The organism is Pseudomonas sp. GCEP-101, from assembly GCF_025133575.1.
Lineage (GTDB): Bacteria > Pseudomonadota > Gammaproteobacteria > Pseudomonadales > Pseudomonadaceae > Pseudomonas > Pseudomonas nitroreducens_B.
In genome coordinates this window covers 4,947,403-4,965,306 of record NZ_CP104011.1, presented here as the reverse complement: position 1 = coordinate 4,965,306, position 17,904 = coordinate 4,947,403, and the positions used below count along the sequence as shown (strand labels likewise).

Genomic DNA, 17,904 nt, shown 5'->3' with positions numbered 1-17,904 from the left:
GCCCGATCATCGGCATCGGATGAACATTCGCGCTGCGAATCCTCTATCCTCGCGTGCTTTGCATTGAACGAGGTTGGCGTGTGATGGGCAGATGGGCGATCGGGGCACTGTTGATGTGCGTGGCGGGCGTGGCGTGCGCGGCTGACCCGCTGTTCGGCAAGTACAATTATGGCGCGGCGCAGAGGGGCATCGGCGAGAAGCAGGGTTTTGCCCCGTGCCTGGAGTCCACCGGCGCCACCGTGCGCTGCAAGGAGAACGTCGAGTACGCCGGTGCGCGTTTCCGCCTGGCCCTGACCTTCAACCAGCAGAAACTGGTGGACGCCTCGCTGTACGGCGAATACAGCGACGCGAACTACCGCCGCGTGCTGCAGCAGGTGGCGAAGACCTACATGCTGGTGGCGATCGCCGACGACAAGAACGTCGTGGACGTGCTGGCCCACACCCTGAACCCGAACCGCACCGAAGCCGACGCCAAGGCCATCGGCGACTTCGAGACCCACGCGCTGCGCAACGGCAGCATCACCTATCGCCTGTACGAGCAGCTCGACCAGTACATCAAGCCGGGCCTGAGCGCCCAGCAGGTGCTGGGCTCGCTGCCGGCGAACATCCGCGTGGCCGAGGTGACGGTCAAGCGCGACAAGGACGGCAACCTGCTGATCGTCAAGTTCGCCCGGCCTGGCCTGTCGTCGAAGAAGACTCGCCCCTGAATCCCCACGGATAGGCCGGGGCTACGCGCGCCCGCACCGCAGGCGTTCCCTTGTAGGAGCGGGCCATGCCCGCGACCTCGCCGGCAGGCGATTCCCTCCAACCCGCGACCGACACCCGTTGCGCACGAACGGCCTTCGCGGACAAGGTCCGCTCCTACGCGCGCCCGCACCGCAGCGCTCCCTTGTAGGAGCGGGCCATGCCCGCGACCTCGTCGGCAGGCGATTCCCTCCAGCCCGCACCGACACCCGCTGCGCACGAACGGCCTTCGCGGACAAGGTCCGCCCCTGCGACAGCGCCCCCACACCCTCAGCCGGGGTTCACCAGCTGCAGCAGGCGCGCGGCCAGTTCGGCGCGGCGGAAGGGCTTGGACAGCACCTCGTAGCCGCGAATCTGGCTCGGCGTGAGGTTGGCGTAGCCGGTGATGATCAGCACGGGCAGCTGGGCAAAGCGCTGGCGCAGGTCCTGGGCCAGTTGCGCGCCGGTGCGGTCGGCCATGATGTGGTCCGTGACCAGCACGTCCGGGACCAGGCCGTTGTCGATCAGCGCCATGGCCGCCGCCGCCGACGGCGCATCAGTGACCTGGTAGCCGAGGTCGCGCAGCTGCAGGCGCGTGGTGTAGCGCACCATGTCCTCGTCATCCACCAGCAGCACGTGGATCGGCCGCGGCGCCACCGGCGCGTCGAAGACCTCCCCGTCATCGTCGCTGGCCAGCTCGTCGGTGATCGGCAGCCACACCGTGACCTGCGTGCCGCTGCCCACCTGCGAGGCAATGCCCAGGCCGCCGCCAGACTGCGCCGCCAGCCCCTGCACCATGGACAGCCCGAGCCCCGTGCCCTTGCCCACGCCCTTGGTGGAGAAGAACGGCTCCAGGCAGCGCGCCAGGGTCTGCGCGCTCATGCCACTGCCGTTGTCGCTCACCACCAGGCCGACGTAGCGCCCGGCGGCGATGCCGTCGAACTGGCCGTCGGCAATGTCGCTGACCTTGCCGACGATCTTCAGCTGGCCGCCCTCGGCCATGGCATCGCGGGCGTTGACCGCCAGGTTGAGAACCGCCAGCTCCAGCTGGTGCGGGTCGACGATTACCGCCGGCAGGCGTTCGGGAATCTCGATCACCACCTCGATCATGCTGCCCAGGGAGCGTTCGATGAGGTCGCGCATGTCGCTGACCAGCTCGCGCAGCGACACCACCTGGGGCTTGAGGGTCTGCCGGCGGGCGAAGGTCAGCAGGCGGCCGACCAGGATGCGCGCGCGATCGGCCGCTTGCAGCGCGCCATCGATCAGGGTGGTGGAGCGCTCGTCGTCCAGGCGCCGGCGCACCAGCTCCAGCGACGCCATGATCGGCGTCAGCAGGTTGTTGAAGTCGTGGGCGATGCCGCCGGTGAGCTGGCCGATCATCTCCATCTTGCGCGCCTCGTGCAGCTGCGCCACGGCGGTCTCGCGCTGGGCGACCATGGCGGCCACGCGTTCCTCCAGGCCCTCGTTGACCCCGCGCAGCTCGTTCTCGGCGCGGATGCGTGCGCTGATGTCGACGCAGACGCAGAGCATGCCGGTGACGGCGCGCTGTTCATCGAGCAGCGGCGTGAGCTGGTCCTGCACCCAGACGTCGCTGCCATCGGGGCGCAGATGGCGACGGACGATCTCCTTTGGCATGAGCGAGCCGCTCGGTGACAGCTCGTCGATCTCCTGCAGGCGGGTATGCAACAGCTCCTCGCGCGAGCGCCCGACGATCTCGCAGTAACGCTCGTTGACGCGCTTGAAGTACCCCTCGCGGTCGCACAGCGCAATGCCGGCGCTGGCCTGGTCGAACATCGCCGACAGTTGCGCGGAGCTGGCACGCAGCGCCGCTTCGGCGCGGGCGTGCAGGATCGCCGTCCAGGCCTGCTTGGCGGTTTCCTCGGCCAGGCGCAGCTCGAACTCGGCATAGCTGTGGGGCTGTTCGTGATGGACCGCCAGCACCGCTTCCAGTACGCCATGGCGGATCACCGGCACGTGCAGGGTCGCGGCCAGCTGCAGGTCGCGCCGGGTCTGCGCTTCGCCTTCGGGCAGGTTGCCGTCGTCGTTGCGGTAGTGCCGCGTTACCGGCAGGCCGGCCTGCAAGGAGCGCAGCAACTCGCCGCCGAAGCTGCGGTAGCGGTGGCGGCCCAGCGCACTGTGGGCGCCGTCGAGAAACTCCTGGGCGACATCGAAGGTGACCCCATCGCCGTTGTCCTCGCCGAAGAACACCCGGCTGGCGCCCAGTTCCTCGCCCAGCTTGCGCACGGCGATGGCTTCGATGTGGTCGGGGGCGCTGGTGGCGGGCAGGGCGCGCCCCAGCTCCAGCAGGAACGCCTGGCGCCGCTCGAACTGCACGCGCTCGGTGGTTTCGGTGACGATGCACAGCACGCCGCCGATGGAGTCGTCGTCATCGCGCACGGCGGAATAGGAGACGTCGAAGTACACCGTTTCGCCGGCGCCATGGCGCTCGATATAGAAGGGGCGATCCTTGGCGGCGAAGGTTTCGCCGGTTTCGCGCACGCCGCGCAGCAGTGGCTCGAGGTCGTCCCACAGCTCGGTCCAGTTCTCCTGGGCGGGGCGGCCGAGGGCGCGCGGGTGCTTGGCGCCGATGCTCGGCACGTAGGCGTCGTTGTACAGGGCGACGTATTGCGGGCCCCAGAACAGGACGATCTGCGCCTTCACCGGCAGCACCGTGCGCATCAGTGTCTGCAGGCTGGCTGACCAGCTGGCCGGCGCACCGAGCGGCGAGTCGCTCCAGTCGCGCGTGCGGATGAGGGTGGCGACGTCCGCCGCGGCGTCCGCGCAGGCGTGCGCAGCGGAGACATCCGGGTCGGCGGCGAAGTCGGAAAGCTGTTCCATGTCGTCAGGGGCCGCAAGAGTCGTGGCGAGGGGACTGTGTCGTTAAGAGCACACGAGCAGCCGCCGCGTTCCATCGGTGTGAACCACACCCTGGCGCCGGCACCGCTGACTATAGCGTGCCGGCGGCAAGCGGAGCGGCTGGCTGCGTTGCGACCCGCTCAGCGTTTCCCGGTGCGGCCCGGGCCACGGCGCGTGGCCGGCTCCGGCAAGGGGTGCACCTCGGCAACCGACGCCTGCTGCAGGTCGCCCAGCAGCGCCTTCATCCGACAGCGCCCGGTCAGGCCGCGCTTGACCACCAGCACCGCCGCCGCCACCTCCAGCCAGCCGCTCACGCCACCGCGGCGCACACCCTTGCCGATACCGGCCAGGCCGATTGCCAAGGACAAGGCGCGCTCCCATCCACTGACGTTCTGCTCGTTCATCTCAGACCTCCCGTGCACATGGGCGAAACGGGCGCGCCGAGCGCGCCCTGAGGGTGTGAGCGGGCAGGGGGCTGCGGGTTCAGTGGAAGTTACGAACGGCGTTCCTGGCAGCGGCGCATTCCGCTAGGCGTTGCGGTTGCCGCGCAATGCCAGCGCGGCTACCGCGCAAGCGAGCAGGGCGAGGAAGGACAGGTAGAACGCATCGCCGTAGGCCATGAGGAACGCCTCGTGGCGGATATGCGCGCCCAGCCGCGCGAGGGTTTCGGCCTGCTCCGGCAGCCATTCGTTGAGGGCGAATACCCCGCCGGGGTCACCCTGCACGCGCTCCTGCAGGGCCGGCGCGAAGAGCGTCACCTGCTCGCCGATGCGCTCGGAATGGAAGCGTTCGCGCTGCGAGACGATCTGCGTCAGCGCCGCGGTGCCCACCGCGCCGCCGAGGTTGCGCAGCATGGAGAACAGCGCCGAGGCCGAACCGGCTTCCTGCTTGGACAGGCCGGACACCGCCAGCACCGACAGCGCCACCATGATGAAGGGCTGGCCGATGCCGCGCACCACGGTCGAGGGAATGATCACGTTGGCGGCGCTGTCGGCGTCCAGGTGCGCGCCGAGGTAGCAGCCCAGGGCCATGATGGCGAACCCGCTGGCGACCATCAGCTTGGGGTTCAGCCAGCGCATCAGGCGCGGCATCAGTGGCGCCAGCAGCAATTGCACGAGGCCGTAGGCGATCAGGCTGATGCCGATCTCCCGGGCGTTGTAGCCGTGCAGCTGGGACAGGTAGTTGGGCACCAGGAATACCAGGCCGAAGGTCGCCGCGCCGAAGATGAACATCGCCGCGCTGGCCACGCCGAAGTTGTAGCCGGCCAGCAGGCGCAGGTTGATGAACGAGCGCCGGCCGTACAGCTGCGTGTAGATGAACAGCAGCAGGGCGCCGACGCCGATCACCAGCATCCAGACGATGAACTCGGAGCCGAACCAGTCCTTGCGACCGCCTTCTTCCAGCACGATCTGCACCGCGCCCAGGCCGACGATCATGCTGGCGATGCCCAGCCAGTCGCCCTGGCGCAGCTTCTCCAGCTGCGGTGTCTGCGGGGCGATGGCCCAGGCCACGGCGGCCAGCAGGAACACGCCGGGGATCAGTTGCAGGTAGAAGATCCAGCGCCAGCTGTAGGCGTCGGTGAGCCAGCCGCCGATGGAGGGGCCGGCCGCCTGGGCGACGCTGTTGGACAGGCTGAACAGTGCCATGCCCATGGCCACCCGCGAGGCGGGCAGCTCGGTGATGATCAGTTGGAACGACAGCGGGATCAGCACCGCGCCGGCCGCGCCCTGGACGACGCGGATGGCAATCAGGGTGGCCAGGTTAGGGGAGAACGAACAGGCCACCGAGGCCGCCAGGAAGATCGCCGACCCCACCAGCATGACCCGGCGCAGGGAGAATACTTCCACCAGCCAGGCGGTCAGCGGGATCATCACGATCTCGGCGACCAGGTAGGCCGTGGAGATCCACGAGCCCTCCTCGAAACTGGCGCTCAGCGAGCCCTGGATTTCCGGCAGGGCGGCGCTGGTGACGTGGACGTTCATGCCCGCCATGAAGCAGCCGAACAGGCCGCCGATCACCGCCACCCAGGCCTTGAGCGAGGTCTTCTCGGTATCACTGGCCATGGCGTTGCGCCTCGTCTTGGCCACGGGTGTCCGCCTCGGCGATCACCGACATGCCGGGCAGGATCGGCACCTGTCGGCGCGCGTCGGCATCGAGGGCAATCTTCACCGGGAAGCGCTGGACGATCTTGGTGAAGTTGCCGGTGGCGTTGTCCGGCGGCAGCAGGGCGAATATCGCCCCGGAACCGGGCGAGACGCTCTCGACGCGGCCGTGCAGGCGGGCATCGGGGAAGCTGTCCACGCGCACCTCCACCGGCTGGCCGGGGCGCATCCGGCGCAGCTGGGTTTCCTTGAAGTTGGCGACCACGTAGGACTGCTCCACCGGAACCAGCGCCAGCAGCGGCAAGCCTGGCGTGACGTACTGGCGCTGGCGCACGCGGCGCTGGCCGACCATGCCGTCGATGGGCGCGCGGATCAGCGTGTCCTCCTGTTGGTGCTCCGCCAGGGCAAGGCTGGCGTCCGCCTCCGCGGCGCGGGCCTGCTGCTGTTGCAGTTGGGCGGCAGCCTGTGCGTGGCTGGCCTGGAGCACACCCAGGCGGGTACGTTGCCGGCTGGCGGCGGCCTCCGCGCGGCTGAGTGCCGAGCGCGCCCGGGCAAAGTCGGCGGTGACGCTTTCCAGGCGTTGGCTGCTGGCGGCCTGCTGCGCCGCCAGGTCGCGGTAGCGCTGGTAATCCAGTTGCGCGCGCTGGCGTTCGGCCTGGGCGCTGGCGACGTCGGCGGCGGCCTGGTCGATCAGCGCCTGCTGTTCCTTGAGCTGCGCGTCCAGCGTCACCAGCGCGGCCTGTTGGGCGGCGATGGCGGCCTGCGCCGCGTTGCGTCGTGCCTGCGCCTGCTGCAGGCGGGCCTGGTAGTCGCGGTCCTCGATGCGGACCAGCGCCGTGCCGGCGCTGACGCGCTGGTTGTCGTCCACCAGCACCTCGGCGACGTAGCCTGCGACCTTCGGGCTGATGGCGATCCAGTCGGCGCGCACATAGGCGTCGTCGGTTTCCTCCAGGTAGCGGCCAATGCTGACCCAGTAAGCGCCGACGGCCAGGGCGGCGATGGCGAGAACACCACCGCCCAGCCCGATCAGGCGGCGCTTGCTGTTGAGCCTTGTGGCGGGTGCGGCGGCGGTTTGCGGTTCATCGACGGCCATGTTCATTGCGCGGGTCTCGTGGAAACGGTGATGACCCCGGCGGGTTCGCCGGCCGGCGTTGCCTGCCAGCCGCCACCGAGGGCGTGGAAAAGTTCGATCTGGCGCTCGACCAGGCGCCGGTCGGCCTCGGCCTTCTCGGCTTCGAGGCGGACCATGGCGCGCTCGCTGTCGAGCACGTCGAGGAAGTCCAGGGCGCCGGCCTGGTAGTTCAGCTGCGCCAGGCGGTAGGCGTTGCGGCTGCTGTCCAGTGCGCTGCCCAGGGCATCGCGGTGGCCGATCTCGCCGCGGTAGCGCGCCAGGTTCTGGCGGACCTCCTTGAGCGCGACCAGCGCCTGCTGCTGGAAGCGCGCGAGCTGCTGGCGCTCATGGGCCTGCGCGCCATCGAGGCGGGCGCGGGTGGCCAGCAGGTTGGGGAAGTTCCAGCGGATCAGCGGCCCGACGGCATAAGTGATCGCCTCATGGTCGCCGAGGTCATGCAGGCGCTCGGCGGAGGAGGTGATCGAGGCGCCAAAGGACACGTTCGGGTAGAAGTCCGCCTGGCGCACGCCGACGGTATGCCCGGCGGCCGCCAACGTGCGTTCGGCGGCGCGGATGTCCGGACGGCGCCGCAGCAGTGCCCAGCCATCGCCCACCGGCAACGCCTGGCGGAGCTGTGGCACCTGTTGGCAGTCGCTCACGGCCGCCGGCAGGTGCCCTGGCTCGCTGCCGGTGAGCACGCCGAGTTCTTCCAGCGCCGCCTGGTGTTCGGCTTGCAGGCGCGGCAGCAGGGCACGGGTTTCCTCCAGCAGGCTGCGCACGCGGTCCACCTCCAGCTCGGTGACCAGGCCGGCGCGGCGCTGGCGCAGCGTGAGGTCGAGGCTGCGCTCCACGGTCACGGCCGAGTGCTGCTGGATGGCGGCCCGCGCGGCATAGGCGCAGGCATTGGCATAGGCGCGAGCGGTGCCGGCGGCGACGTTGACGCGCAACTGGTCGTGGGCCGCCTGCGCCGCTTCGGCGTTGGCCGTGGCGGCGAGGATCGACTGGCGAACCTGGCCCCAGAGGTCGAGCTGGTAGTCCAGCGCGAACCCCGGCACCTGGTTCCACTGCGAAGCGGCGCGGCGGTCGGTGGCCTGGGCCAGGGTCTGGTCGTCGCCGGTGCGGCCGTAGAAGGTCTGCCAGCTCAGCGTGGTGGCGGGCCAGCGCTGCGCCCGCGCCTGGCCGAGCAGGGCGAGCAGCTCGTCGACGTGGGCGAGGGAGGCTTGCAGGTCCTGGTTGTGTTGCAGGGCCTGGGCTACCAGGTGGTCGAGCTGCGGGTCCTGGTACAGCCGCCACCAGTCGGCGGGCGGCTCCTGGGCAGCGGTGCCGCGGGCGAGGGCCTGCCAGTCGCCGCCGGGGGAAAGCCGGGCAGGCGGCGTCGCGGGTTCGCTGACGGCCGCGCAGCCGCCCAGCAGCAGGCCGGCACAGGCCAGCGCGAGCAGCGAGTGTCGCGGTTTCGGGGATGGGTTGGGCATGTCGGGAAGTCACTTGTAGTCGGACTTCCGCAGGTTAGGGATTCAGCCGCCGCGGCTCTCTCGCGCGGCGGACAAGCAGCCTCGCGAAACGGACACGCTGCTCAGCTGCGCGCGGCCAGGTAGTGGCTGGGCGACTGCCCGAGGATGCGCTTGAAGGTCTGGGAGAAGGCGCTGGGGCTCTGGTAGCCGTGTTCCAGCGCCACTTCCAGCACCGAGGCGCCGGCGGTCAGCCGTTGCAGGCTGAGCACCATGCGCACGCGGGTGCGCCAATCGCCGAAGTTCATCCCCAGCTCGCGCTGGAACAGCCGGGCCAGGGTGCGGCTGCTCATGTTCAAGCGCTGCGCCCAGTCCTCCATGCCGGTTTCGTCCGCTGGCGCTGCGATCACTGCGTTGCACAGCCGCAGCAGGCGCGGATCATGGGGCATGGCGAGGTGAATGGCGACCGTCTGCGCCGCATCCATCTCCACCAGCAGCAGTTCGTGCAGGCAGCGGCGGCGGTGGGCGCTGCCATCACCGGCCGGCAGTGCACTGGCGGCGACCAGCAACTCGCGCAGCAGCGGCGTTACCTCGATCAACTGGCACTGCTGCCCGCCCCAGGGCCAGGTGGAAGCGGGCATGAACAGCGTGCGCATCCGCACGTTGCCGAACATGCGGATCTGGTGCTCGGTGCCCGGCGGTACCCACAGCGCGTGGCCGGCGGGCACCACCCAGTTCTTCTGCGCCGCCGCCACCAGCATCACGCCCGAGAGGGAATGGATGAGCTGCGCCTGGTTGTGGCAGTGCGGCAGGATTTCCTCGCCATCGTGGTGGTCGTAGGCCAGCGCTTCGAGGGAGAGGGCACAGGTCATCGCGGGCCTCCTTGGGGGCCGGGAAGGTGGAAGAGCAGCAGGAGAACATTCTAGGGAATGTGACGGGACGTAGGCTGGCGTTTGATTGCTCGTATTTTGTCAGGTGCGCAATAAAATTCTGATTATTTCGGAATTTCAGCAATTTCCTTAAAGGCATTGGTTGTGCTGTCGCAGGCATGGCCAGCTCCTACAGGTCTGGCATATGGCGCGGAAACTTCCCTCTCGCGTTCTACGCAAGCCCTGCGGCGCGCTCTTCGGCGCGCAGCGTCAGCACCTCGACGCCCTTGGCGGTGACGGCCACCGTGTGTTCGAACTGCGCAGACAATTGGCCGTCGAGGGTGACCACGGTCCATTCGTCCGCCAGGGTTTTCACGCCGGAGTGGCCCTGGTTGAGCATCGGCTCGATGGTGAAGGTCATGCCCTGCCTGAGGACCTGCCCGGTGCCAGGGCGGCCGACGTGCAGCACCTGCGGCGACTCGTGCATCTCGCGGCCGATGCCGTGGCCGCAGTAGTCCTCGACCACGGTATAGCCGTGCTGCCGCGCGTGCCGTTCGATGGCGTGGCCGATATCGCCCAGGCGGGCGCCGGGTTTCACCGCGCGGATGCCTTTCCACATCGCCTCGTAGGTGACGTCCACCAGGCGCCGGGCGGCGGGGGAGACGTTGCCGACCAGGTAGGTCTTGCTCGAGTCGGCGATGAAGCCGTTCTTTTCCAGGGTGATGTCGAAGTTGACGATGTCGCCGTCGCGCAGCCGGTCCGCCTCGGATGGCACGCCATGGCAGACCACCTGGTTGGGCGAGGCGTTGAGCACGAAGGCGAAACCGTACTGGCCCTTGCTGGCCGGCCTGGCCTGCAGCTCGTCGACGATGTAGCGCTCGACCCGGTCATTCACCTCCAGGGTCGTCATGCCTTCCAGTGGCAGCGTATCGACGAAGCCGAAGACCTTCGCCAGCAAGCGACCGGATTCGGCCATCAGCGCCAGTTCCGCCGCGGTCTTGATCACTTGGCGCCTCCGGCGGCAGCGTACCGGACCCCGGCCTCCTGCAGCTCGCGGGTGACGATCTCGTTGAAGCTCAGGGTCGGCTCCAGCTCGCAGAGCATGCCGATCTTGATCCAGAACGCCGCCTGCGCGTTGATCGAGCGACAGGCCACGGAGCTGGCGCGGCGCAACTGGTCGTGGAGGTCGTCGTCGAGGTTGATGATGCCCATGATTCTCTCGTCTCTCGTCTCTCGCGAATGCAATACGTTATGAAGCATAACAAAACATATATGCATCATATTGGCTTGCGATGCTCAACGCAAACCACCGCGTCATCACGTCAGCGCGCCAGGGTGTGATGGCGCGCCGCGCAGCAGGTCCACCAGCGCGCGGGCGCAGGCCGGCAGGGCTTCGCGCTCGCGCAGCAGCACGCTGCGTTCGCGGACCACCCAGGGCTCGTCCAGCGCCAGGATGCGCAGGTTCATGGTGCGGCTGTGGCGCACGGCGGCGGTCTCGGGGATCACGCCGATGCCGACCCCGGCTTCCACCATCCGGCAGATGGCTTCGAAGCTGGCCACCTGGATGCGCAGGTTGAGGTCGCCGCCGACGCGCTCCACCTGCTCGCGCAGGAAGCTCTGCAGGGTGCTGCCCTCATGCAGGGCGATGTGCGGGTAGTCCAGCGTATCGGCCAGGGTCAGGCGGGGCAGGGCGCACAGCGGGTGCTCCGGCGCCACGGCGAGCACCAGGCGGTCGGTGCTGAAGTGAACGATCTGCAGCCCTTCGGCGCGCACCGGGCCGGCGACGATCCCCAGGTCCGCCGAGCCGTCGAGGATGGCGCGGACGATGTCGCGGTTCAGCCGCTCCTGCAGGTCGATGCTGACGCCGGGGCGCCCGGCGAGGAAGTCCGCCAGCAGCTCGGGGAGGAATTCGGTCACCGCCGTGGTGTTGGCGAAGATGCGGATGTGCCCGACCTGGTCGCCAGCCTGGCCGCTGAAGTCGCTCTTCAGGTGGTCCACCTGACGCAGGATCAGCCGCGCATGCTGCAGCAGGCGCTGGCCGGCCGGGGTCAGCTCGACGCCACGGTTGTCGCGGTACAGCAGGCGACAGTCGAGCTGGCCTTCCAGCGCCTTGATCCGCGCGCTGGCGGCGGCGGCCGAGAGGTGAGCGCGGCGCGCGCCCTGGGTCAGGCTGGGGGCTTCGGCGATGTGCGCGAAGAGTCGCAGGTCGGCGAGATCGAAATGCATGGGGTCTCCGGTAAACGGCAGGCAGCCCCGACAGGCTGAAGAGTGGAGGCGGCGTTCGGCAGTGCTTAACGCTGGATTATGAAAATGTGGATTCGACGAACGCAAGCCCTGTTGCATGCTCCGTCCATCGATGACGCCAAGAGGTCCGACATGAGCGATTCGCCCTACGCCGACTGGATCGGCCGCTCCCAGGAGCGCGAGGAAGAACTGAGTACGTTGCTGGTCCGCCGCCTGGCCGTGACCCTGGCCGAAGATGCGCCCGCCGCCGGCGAGGCGCTGCCGCCGCTATGGCACTGGATGTTCTTCCAGGATGAAGTGACCGAGCCGGGCCTGGGCGCCGACGGCCATCCCGCGCGCGGTGGCTTCCTGCCCCCGGCCGAGGGGCGCAACCGCATGTGGGCCGGCGGCCGCCTGGAATTCCACGCGCCGCTGCGCGTCGGCGGCGTGGCGAAACGCACCACCACCATCCTGAATGTCGAGGAAAAGCACGGCCGCACCGGTTCGCTGCTGTTCGTCACCCTGCGCCACGACTTCCAGCAGGACGGTCGCCTGGCGTTCAGCGAAGAGCAGGACATCGTCTACCGCGAGCCCAGCCCGCCCAAGCTCTCCAGCGGCGATGCACTGCCAGCAGGGGACTGGAGCGAGGCCGTGGTGCCGTCGCCGATCCTGCTGTTCCGCTATTCCGCGCTGACCTTCAACGGCCACCGCATCCATTACGACTGGCCCTACGTCACCGACACCGAGGGCTACCCCGGCCTGGTGGTGCACGGCCCGCTGATCGCCACCCTGAACCTGCGCGCGTTCTGCCGCGCCAACCCCGACGCGCGCCTGCGCCGCTATGCCTACCGCGGCCTGCGCCCGCTGATCAGCCCCGAGCCGTTCGAAGCCGGCGGCCGCCTGAGCGGCCCCGGCAAGGCCGAGGTCTGGGCCGGCAACGGCGCCGGCATCGCCCAGCGTGGCGACGTGGAATTCGACTGACCGCACCGTTTCCGGTGCCTCCAACAAGAACGACATGAGGTGTTTCGATGACGTCCACCCCCGAAGAACTCCAGGCCATCCGTGACGGCGTGCGCGCCCTGTGCGCGGAGTTCCCCGCCGAGTACTGGCGCCGGATCGACGAAGAGAAGGGCTTCCCCGAGGACTTCGTGCGCGCCATGACCGAGGCCGGCTGGCTCAGCGCGATGATCCCGGAAGAGTACGGAGGCTCGGGCCTCGGCCTGGCCGAGGCGTCGGTGATCCTCGAGGAGGTGAACCATTGCGGCGGCAACTCCGGGACCATCCACGGGCAGATGTACAACATGTTCACCCTGCTGCGTAACGGCAGCGCCGAGCAGAAGGCCTACTACCTGCCGAAACTGGCCAGCGGCGAACTGCGCCTGCAGTCCATGGGCGTCACCGAGCCGACCACCGGCACCGACACCACCAAGATCAAGACCACCGCCGTGCGCCAGGGCGACAAGTACGTGATCAACGGGCAGAAGGTGTGGATCTCGCGCATCCAGCATTCCGACCTGATGATCCTGCTGGCCCGCACCACGCCGCTGGCCGAGGTGAAGAAAAAGTCCGAGGGTATGTCGATCTTCCTGGTCGACCTGCGCGAGGCCATCGGCAACGGCCTGACCGTGCAGCCGATCGCCAACATGGTCAACCACGAGACCAACGAGCTGTTCTTCGACAACCTGGAGCTGCCGGCCAGCAGCCTGATCGGCGAGGAAGGCAAGGGCTTCAAGTACATCCTCGACGGCCTCAACGCCGAACGCACGCTGATCGCTGCCGAGTGCATCGGCGATGGTCGCTGGTTCACCGAGAAGTCCGCACAGTACGCCCGCGACCGCGTGGTGTTCGGCCGCCCGATCGGGCAGAACCAGGGCGTGCAGTTCCCCATCGCCGAGGCGCATATCGAGATCGAGGCCGCGGACCTGATGCGCTGGCGCGCCTGCCAGGAATACGACAGCGGCAGGAACGCCGGGGCCGCCGCCAACATGGCCAAGTACCTCGCCGCCAAGGCCAGCTGGGAAGCGGCCAACGCCTGCCTGCAGACCCACGGCGGGTTCGGCTTCGCCAACGAATACGACGTCGAGCGCAAGTTCCGCGAGACCCGCCTGTACCAGGTGGCGCCGATCTCCACCAACCTGATCCTGTCGTACGTGGCCGAGCACCTGCTCGAACTGCCGCGCTCCTTCTAAGCCGGGACGAGAACAACCATGAACAATACCCACGCCCTGGCCGAATTCCTCGCCGGCCTGCGTTACGAAGACCTGCCCGCGTCCGTGGTCGCCTACACCGAGGAGCTGTTCCTCGACTGGCTCGGCTCGGCCCTGGCCAGCCAGGACCGCCACCCGATCCCGCTGTTCCAGCGCTACGCCCGGCGCATGGGCCCGGCCAGCGGCAAGAGCCGCGTGCTGGTGGACGGCAGTTCCACCTCCGCCTACTTCGCCGCGCTGGTGAACGCGGCCAGCTCGCACCTGGTGGAGCAGGACGACCTGCACAACAGCTCCGTGCTGCACCCGGCCACCGTGGTCTTCCCGGCGGCCCTGGCGGCGGCGCAGGAGCTGGGCAAGTCCGGCCGCGAACTGATCCTCGCCAGCGTCGCCGGCTACGAGGCGGGCATCCGCATCGGCGAGTTCCTCGGCCGCTCGCACTACCGCATCTTCCACACCACCGCCACGGTCGGCACCCTGGCCGCCGCCGTTGCCGTGGGCAAGCTGCTGGGCCTGGACAGCCGCCAGTTCGTCCATTGCCTGGGCAGCGCCGGTACCCAGGCCGCCGGGTTGTGGGAATTCCTGCGCGACGCTGCCGATTCCAAGCAGCTGCACACCGCCAAGGCCGCCGCCGACGGCCTGCTCGCCGCCTACCTGACGGCCGACGGCCTGAGCGGCGCGCAGAACATCCTCGAAGGCGAGCAGGGCATGGCCGCCGGCATGTCCAGCGACGCCGACCCGAGCCGGCTGGTGGACGGCCTGGGCACGCGCTGGGCGCTCTGCGAGACCTCCTACAAGTTCCACGCCTCCTGCCGCCATACCCATCCCGCCGCCGACGCGCTGCTGGGCCTGATGCAGCGCGAGGGGCTCAAGCACGGCGACATCGCCCAGGTCACCGCCCGCGTGCACCAGGGCGCCATCGATGTGCTCGGCCGCGTGGTGGTGCCGCAGACGGTGCACCAGGCGAAGTTCTCCATGGGCACCGTGCTGGGGCTGATCGCCGTGCACGGCAAGGCCGGGCTGGTGGAGTTCGAGGAGTTCTCCCTGAGCGATCCCGAGGTCGCGGCCTTCCGCGAGAAGGTCAGCATGCAGCTCGATGCGGACGTGGACGGCGCCTACCCGCGTCGCTGGCTCGGTCGCGTCGATGTGCTCACCACCGATGGCCGCCAGCTGCACGGCGCCATCGACGAGCCCAAGGGCGATCCGGGCAACGGCCTGAGCCGCGCCGAGCTGGAGGACAAGTTTCGCCGCCTGCTGGCCTTTGCCGGCCAGCGCAGCGAGGCCGAGGCACAGCGTCTGGTGCAGGCCAGCTGGCGGCTGCACGCGCTGCCGGACCTCGGCGACTTCCGTTAAGCCCGCAGCGGGCGGCGGGATGGCCGCCCGGTATTTCTGACTATGCGCGTCGGCCGCCGGCCGGCGTCTGGAGTGCCCATGAGTTCGCGTCCCCTCGACGGCATCACCGTCATCAGCCTGGAACACGCCATCGCCGCGCCGTTCTGCACCCGCCAGTTGGCCGACCTCGGCGCCCGCGTGATCAAGATCGAACGCCCCGGCGTCGGCGACTTCGCCCGTGGCTATGACGAGCGCGTGCGCGGGCTCGCCTCGCACTTCGTCTGGACCAACCGCTCCAAGGAAAGCCTGTCCCTGGACCTCAAGCAGGCCGCGGCCCAGACCGTGCTGGAACAATTGCTGGAGACCGCCGACGTGCTGGTACAGAACCTCGCGCCGGGCGCCGCCGCGCGCCTGGGCCTGTCGTTCGAGGCGCTGCACGAGCGCTTCCCGAGGCTGATCGTCTGCGATATTTCCGGCTACGGCGAAGGCGGTCCCTACGAGCAGAAGAAGGCCTATGACCTGCTCATCCAGAGCGAGAGCGGCTTCCTCTCGGTGACCGGCGGGCCGGGCGCCGACGAGATGGCCAAGGCCGGCTGCTCCATCGCCGACATCTCCGCCGGCATGTATGCCTACAGCGGCATCCTTTCCGCGCTGCTGCTGCGCGGGCGCACGGGGGAGGGCAGCCGCGTCGAGGTGTCGATGCTCGAAGGCATGGCCGAATGGATGGGCTTTCCCCTGTACTACGCCTTCGATGGCCAGTCGCAGCCGCCGCGCGCCGGCGCCGCCCACGCCACCATCTATCCCTACGGGCCGTTCCCCACCGGCGATGGCGGCAGCGTCATGCTCGGCGTGCAGAACGAGCGCGAGTGGAAGCTGTTCTGCGAGGTCGTGCTGCAGCGCCCGGAGCTGGCGGCGGACCCGCGCTTCACGGCCACCAGCCTGCGCGTGGCCAACCGCGATGCGTTGCGCACGCTGATCGTCGAAGCGTTCGCCGGCCTGGATGCCGAGCAGGTGGTCGACCGCCTGGAACAGGCGCAGATCGCCAATGCCCACGTCAACGACATGCGTGGCCTCTGGCAGCACCCGCAGCTGGCCGCCCGCGACCGCTGGCGCGAAATCGACAGCCCCGCCGGCCGCCTGCCGGCGCTGTTGCCGCCGGCGAGCAGCAACGCCTATGCGCCGCGCATGGACGCCGTGCCGGCGCTGGGCCAACAAACCGATGACGTCCTGACGGAACTGGGGTATACCGCCGGGGATATCCAGCGCCTGCACGAGCAGGGCGCGGTATGACCCAGGAGAACCCCATGATTCAGCAAAGCCCGGCGCAGCCCATCGTGCGAACCGCGTTGTTCGTGCCCGGCAGCCGTCCGGAGCGTTTCGCCAAGGCCCTGGCCAGCGGCGCCGACGCGGTGGTCGTCGACTTCGAGGACGCCGTCGAGGCACCGCTCAAGGCCCAGGCCCGCGACAACCTGGCGGCCTTTCTCGAGGCCAACCCCGAGGCCCGCGTGCGGGTGCGGGTGAACGCCGCCGGCGATCCCGAGCAGGCAGCCGACCTGGAACTGTGCGGGCGGTTGCCCGGCGTCATCGGCATCCTGTTGCCCAAGGCCGAGCGCGCCATGCAGGTGCGCATCGCCGCGTCTTGCGGCAAGCCGGTGTGGCCGCTGATCGAGAGTGCCCGCGGCCTGCTCGCGCTCGGCGAAATCGCCGCGTGCGAGGGCGTGGAGCGCCTGACCTTCGGTGGCCTCGACCTGGCGCTGGACATCGGCATGAGCAGCGGCACCCCGGCTGCCGCGGTGGTCTATGACCAGGTACGCCTGAGCCTGCTGCTGCACTCGCGGGTAAACGACCTGCAACCGCCGCTGGACACGGTATTCCCGGCGTTCGACGATGCCGAAGGCTTCGCCGCGACCATCCGCCATGGCCGCGACCTCGGCATGCTCGGCGCGTTGTGCATCCATCCCAGGCAGGTGAGCGTGGCCCACGCGGCGCTGGCCCCCAGCGCCGACGAACTGGACTGGGCGCGGCGGGTGGTGGCTGCCGCGGAAAGCGGCGCGGCGGCCTTCCAGGTGGATGGGCAGATGGTCGATGCCCCGGTGCTGGGGCGCGCCCGGCGGTTGCTGGCCAATGCTGGCGACTGACGGTTCACGTGTAGATGCAGGTGTAGGAGCGAGCTTGCTCGCGAACCCCGATTTAAGCCGGGGCGGCGGCTGCCGTGTGTTCGCGAGCAAGCTTGCTCCTACAAGAGCACGGCGCTCTGCCTTCAGGGCTTTGCCAGAGCCATCACGATTGCGGCAACAGCAGGTGCGTGTTGCTGTTGATCAGCGTCTGCGCGACCTCCACCAGGCCGTTGATGGCGAACTGCACGCCCATGCACACCAGCAGGAAGCCCATCAGCCGCGAGATGGCGTCGATGCCGGACTTGCCGGTGGCCTTCATGATCAGGTCCGAGGCGCGCAGGCAGGCCCAGAGGATCAGCGCGGTGCAGAGGAAGATCAGCGGCGGCGCCACCAGGATCACCCATTGCGGGAAGCTGGTGCTGTGCTTGATGCTCGCCGCGGAGCTGATGATCATCGCGATGGTGCCCGGCCCGGCGGTGCTGGGCATGGCCAGCGGGATGAAGGCGAAACTGGTGCGCTCGGGCATCTCGTCGCGGGACTCGCGGGAGGGCATGGGGGCGGGGAACAGCATGCGCCCGCCGATGATGCAGAGGATGCCGCCGCCGGCGATGCGCAAGCCGGGAATGGAGATGCTGAACACCCCCATGATGAACTCGCCGATATAGTAGGTGAGGGTCATGATGACGAACACGTAGCAGGCGGTGAGCAGCGCCTGCTGGTTCTTCTCTTCCCGACTGAACCCCTGGGACAGCGCGAGGAACAGGGCCACCGTGGTCGGTGGATTGATCAGCGGCAGCAGGGCGAGCAGCCCCAGCAGGATGGCGTCGAACAGGCTGCTCATGGGCGGGCGTTGCTCCGGGGCGATTGACTGGGGCAAGTGTAGGTGCGGAATCGGATTCCGCGCGCCGGGCGCGTGCCC

General features: G+C 69.0%; 16 protein-coding genes. 6 read left to right on the top strand and 10 right to left on the bottom strand.

The features are described 5' to 3' along the window. Positions 1-83 precede the first annotated feature (83 nt). On the top strand, positions 84-707 hold the full coding sequence (locus tag N0B71_RS22575; protein ID WP_259755031.1) for a hypothetical protein: 624 nt from the start codon (positions 84-86) through the stop codon (positions 705-707). Between the two features lie 307 nt (positions 708-1,014). Here N0B71_RS22575 and N0B71_RS22570 read toward each other — a convergent pair whose 3' ends face one another. The 9 genes from N0B71_RS22570 to N0B71_RS22530 all read right to left on the bottom strand — a co-directional run bounded on the left by N0B71_RS22570 (position 1,015) and on the right by N0B71_RS22530 (position 11,335). Further along, positions 1,015-3,561, bottom strand: coding sequence for a PAS domain S-box protein (locus tag N0B71_RS22570; protein ID WP_259755029.1), 2,547 nt, complete (start codon positions 3,559-3,561; stop codon positions 1,015-1,017). Between the two features lie 158 nt (positions 3,562-3,719). After that, positions 3,720-3,983 carry a YgaP family membrane protein gene (locus N0B71_RS22565; protein ID WP_259755028.1) on the bottom strand — a complete coding sequence of 88 codons (264 nt, stop codon included), beginning with the start codon at positions 3,981-3,983 and terminating at the stop codon, positions 3,720-3,722. Positions 3,984-4,106: 123 nt separating this feature from the next. Next, positions 4,107-5,642, bottom strand: coding sequence for an MDR family MFS transporter (locus tag N0B71_RS22560; RefSeq protein ID WP_259755027.1), 1,536 nt, complete (start codon positions 5,640-5,642; stop codon positions 4,107-4,109). Continuing rightward, a complete protein-coding gene (locus N0B71_RS22555) occupies positions 5,632-6,780 on the bottom strand; it encodes an HlyD family secretion protein (protein ID WP_259755026.1) in 1,149 nt (382 codons plus the stop codon). Before N0B71_RS22555 ends, N0B71_RS22560 begins: the two co-directional genes overlap by 11 nt. Then, positions 6,777-8,264, bottom strand: a complete 1,488-nt coding sequence (locus N0B71_RS22550) for an efflux transporter outer membrane subunit (RefSeq protein WP_259755024.1) — start codon at positions 8,262-8,264, stop codon at positions 6,777-6,779. Before N0B71_RS22550 ends, N0B71_RS22555 begins: the two co-directional genes overlap by 4 nt. A 101-nt stretch (positions 8,265-8,365) precedes the next feature. Continuing rightward, a complete protein-coding gene (locus tag N0B71_RS22545; RefSeq protein ID WP_259755023.1) occupies positions 8,366-9,112 on the bottom strand; it encodes an AraC family transcriptional regulator in 747 nt (248 codons plus the stop codon). Positions 9,113-9,341: 229 nt separating this feature from the next. Beyond that, positions 9,342-10,085, bottom strand: coding sequence for a type I methionyl aminopeptidase (gene map / locus N0B71_RS22540; protein ID WP_259759659.1), 744 nt, complete (start codon positions 10,083-10,085; stop codon positions 9,342-9,344). A 26-nt stretch (positions 10,086-10,111) separates the two neighbouring features. Continuing rightward, positions 10,112-10,321 (bottom strand): ParD-like family protein, encoded by a 210-nt coding sequence (locus tag N0B71_RS22535; RefSeq protein ID WP_259755022.1) that lies wholly within the window; start codon positions 10,319-10,321, stop codon positions 10,112-10,114. Positions 10,322-10,426: 105 nt separating this feature from the next. Beyond that, entirely contained in the window at positions 10,427-11,335 is a 909-nt protein-coding gene (locus N0B71_RS22530; RefSeq protein WP_259755021.1) for a LysR substrate-binding domain-containing protein, read from the bottom strand. A gap of 150 nt (positions 11,336-11,485) precedes the next feature. Here N0B71_RS22530 and N0B71_RS22525 point away from each other — a divergent pair, with 150 nt between their 5' ends. The 5 genes from N0B71_RS22525 (at position 11,486) to N0B71_RS22505 (ending at position 17,006) form a co-directional block, all read left to right on the top strand. Beyond that, positions 11,486-12,313 (top strand): FAS1-like dehydratase domain-containing protein, encoded by an 828-nt coding sequence (locus tag N0B71_RS22525; RefSeq protein ID WP_259755020.1) that lies wholly within the window; start codon positions 11,486-11,488, stop codon positions 12,311-12,313. A gap of 47 nt (positions 12,314-12,360) precedes the next feature. Further along, the gene (locus N0B71_RS22520; protein WP_259755019.1) at positions 12,361-13,521 is read left to right on the top strand and encodes an acyl-CoA dehydrogenase family protein; all 1,161 of its coding nucleotides are present in this window, start codon (positions 12,361-12,363) and stop codon (positions 13,519-13,521) included. An 18-nt stretch (positions 13,522-13,539) separates the two neighbouring features. Next, the gene (locus tag N0B71_RS22515; RefSeq protein WP_259755018.1) at positions 13,540-14,889 is read left to right on the top strand and encodes an MmgE/PrpD family protein; all 1,350 of its coding nucleotides are present in this window, start codon (positions 13,540-13,542) and stop codon (positions 14,887-14,889) included. A gap of 78 nt (positions 14,890-14,967) precedes the next feature. Beyond that, positions 14,968-16,158 (top strand): CaiB/BaiF CoA transferase family protein, encoded by a 1,191-nt coding sequence (locus N0B71_RS22510; protein ID WP_259755016.1) that lies wholly within the window; start codon positions 14,968-14,970, stop codon positions 16,156-16,158. 14 nt (positions 16,159-16,172) lie between these two features. Continuing rightward, positions 16,173-17,006, top strand: a complete 834-nt coding sequence (locus tag N0B71_RS22505) for an HpcH/HpaI aldolase/citrate lyase family protein (protein ID WP_259755015.1) — start codon at positions 16,173-16,175, stop codon at positions 17,004-17,006. 142 nt (positions 17,007-17,148) lie between these two features. Here N0B71_RS22505 and N0B71_RS22500 read toward each other — a convergent pair whose 3' ends face one another. Beyond that, on the bottom strand, positions 17,149-17,826 hold the full coding sequence (locus N0B71_RS22500; RefSeq protein WP_259755014.1) for a MarC family NAAT transporter: 678 nt from the start codon (positions 17,824-17,826) through the stop codon (positions 17,149-17,151). Between the last annotated feature and the right edge of the window lie 78 nt (positions 17,827-17,904).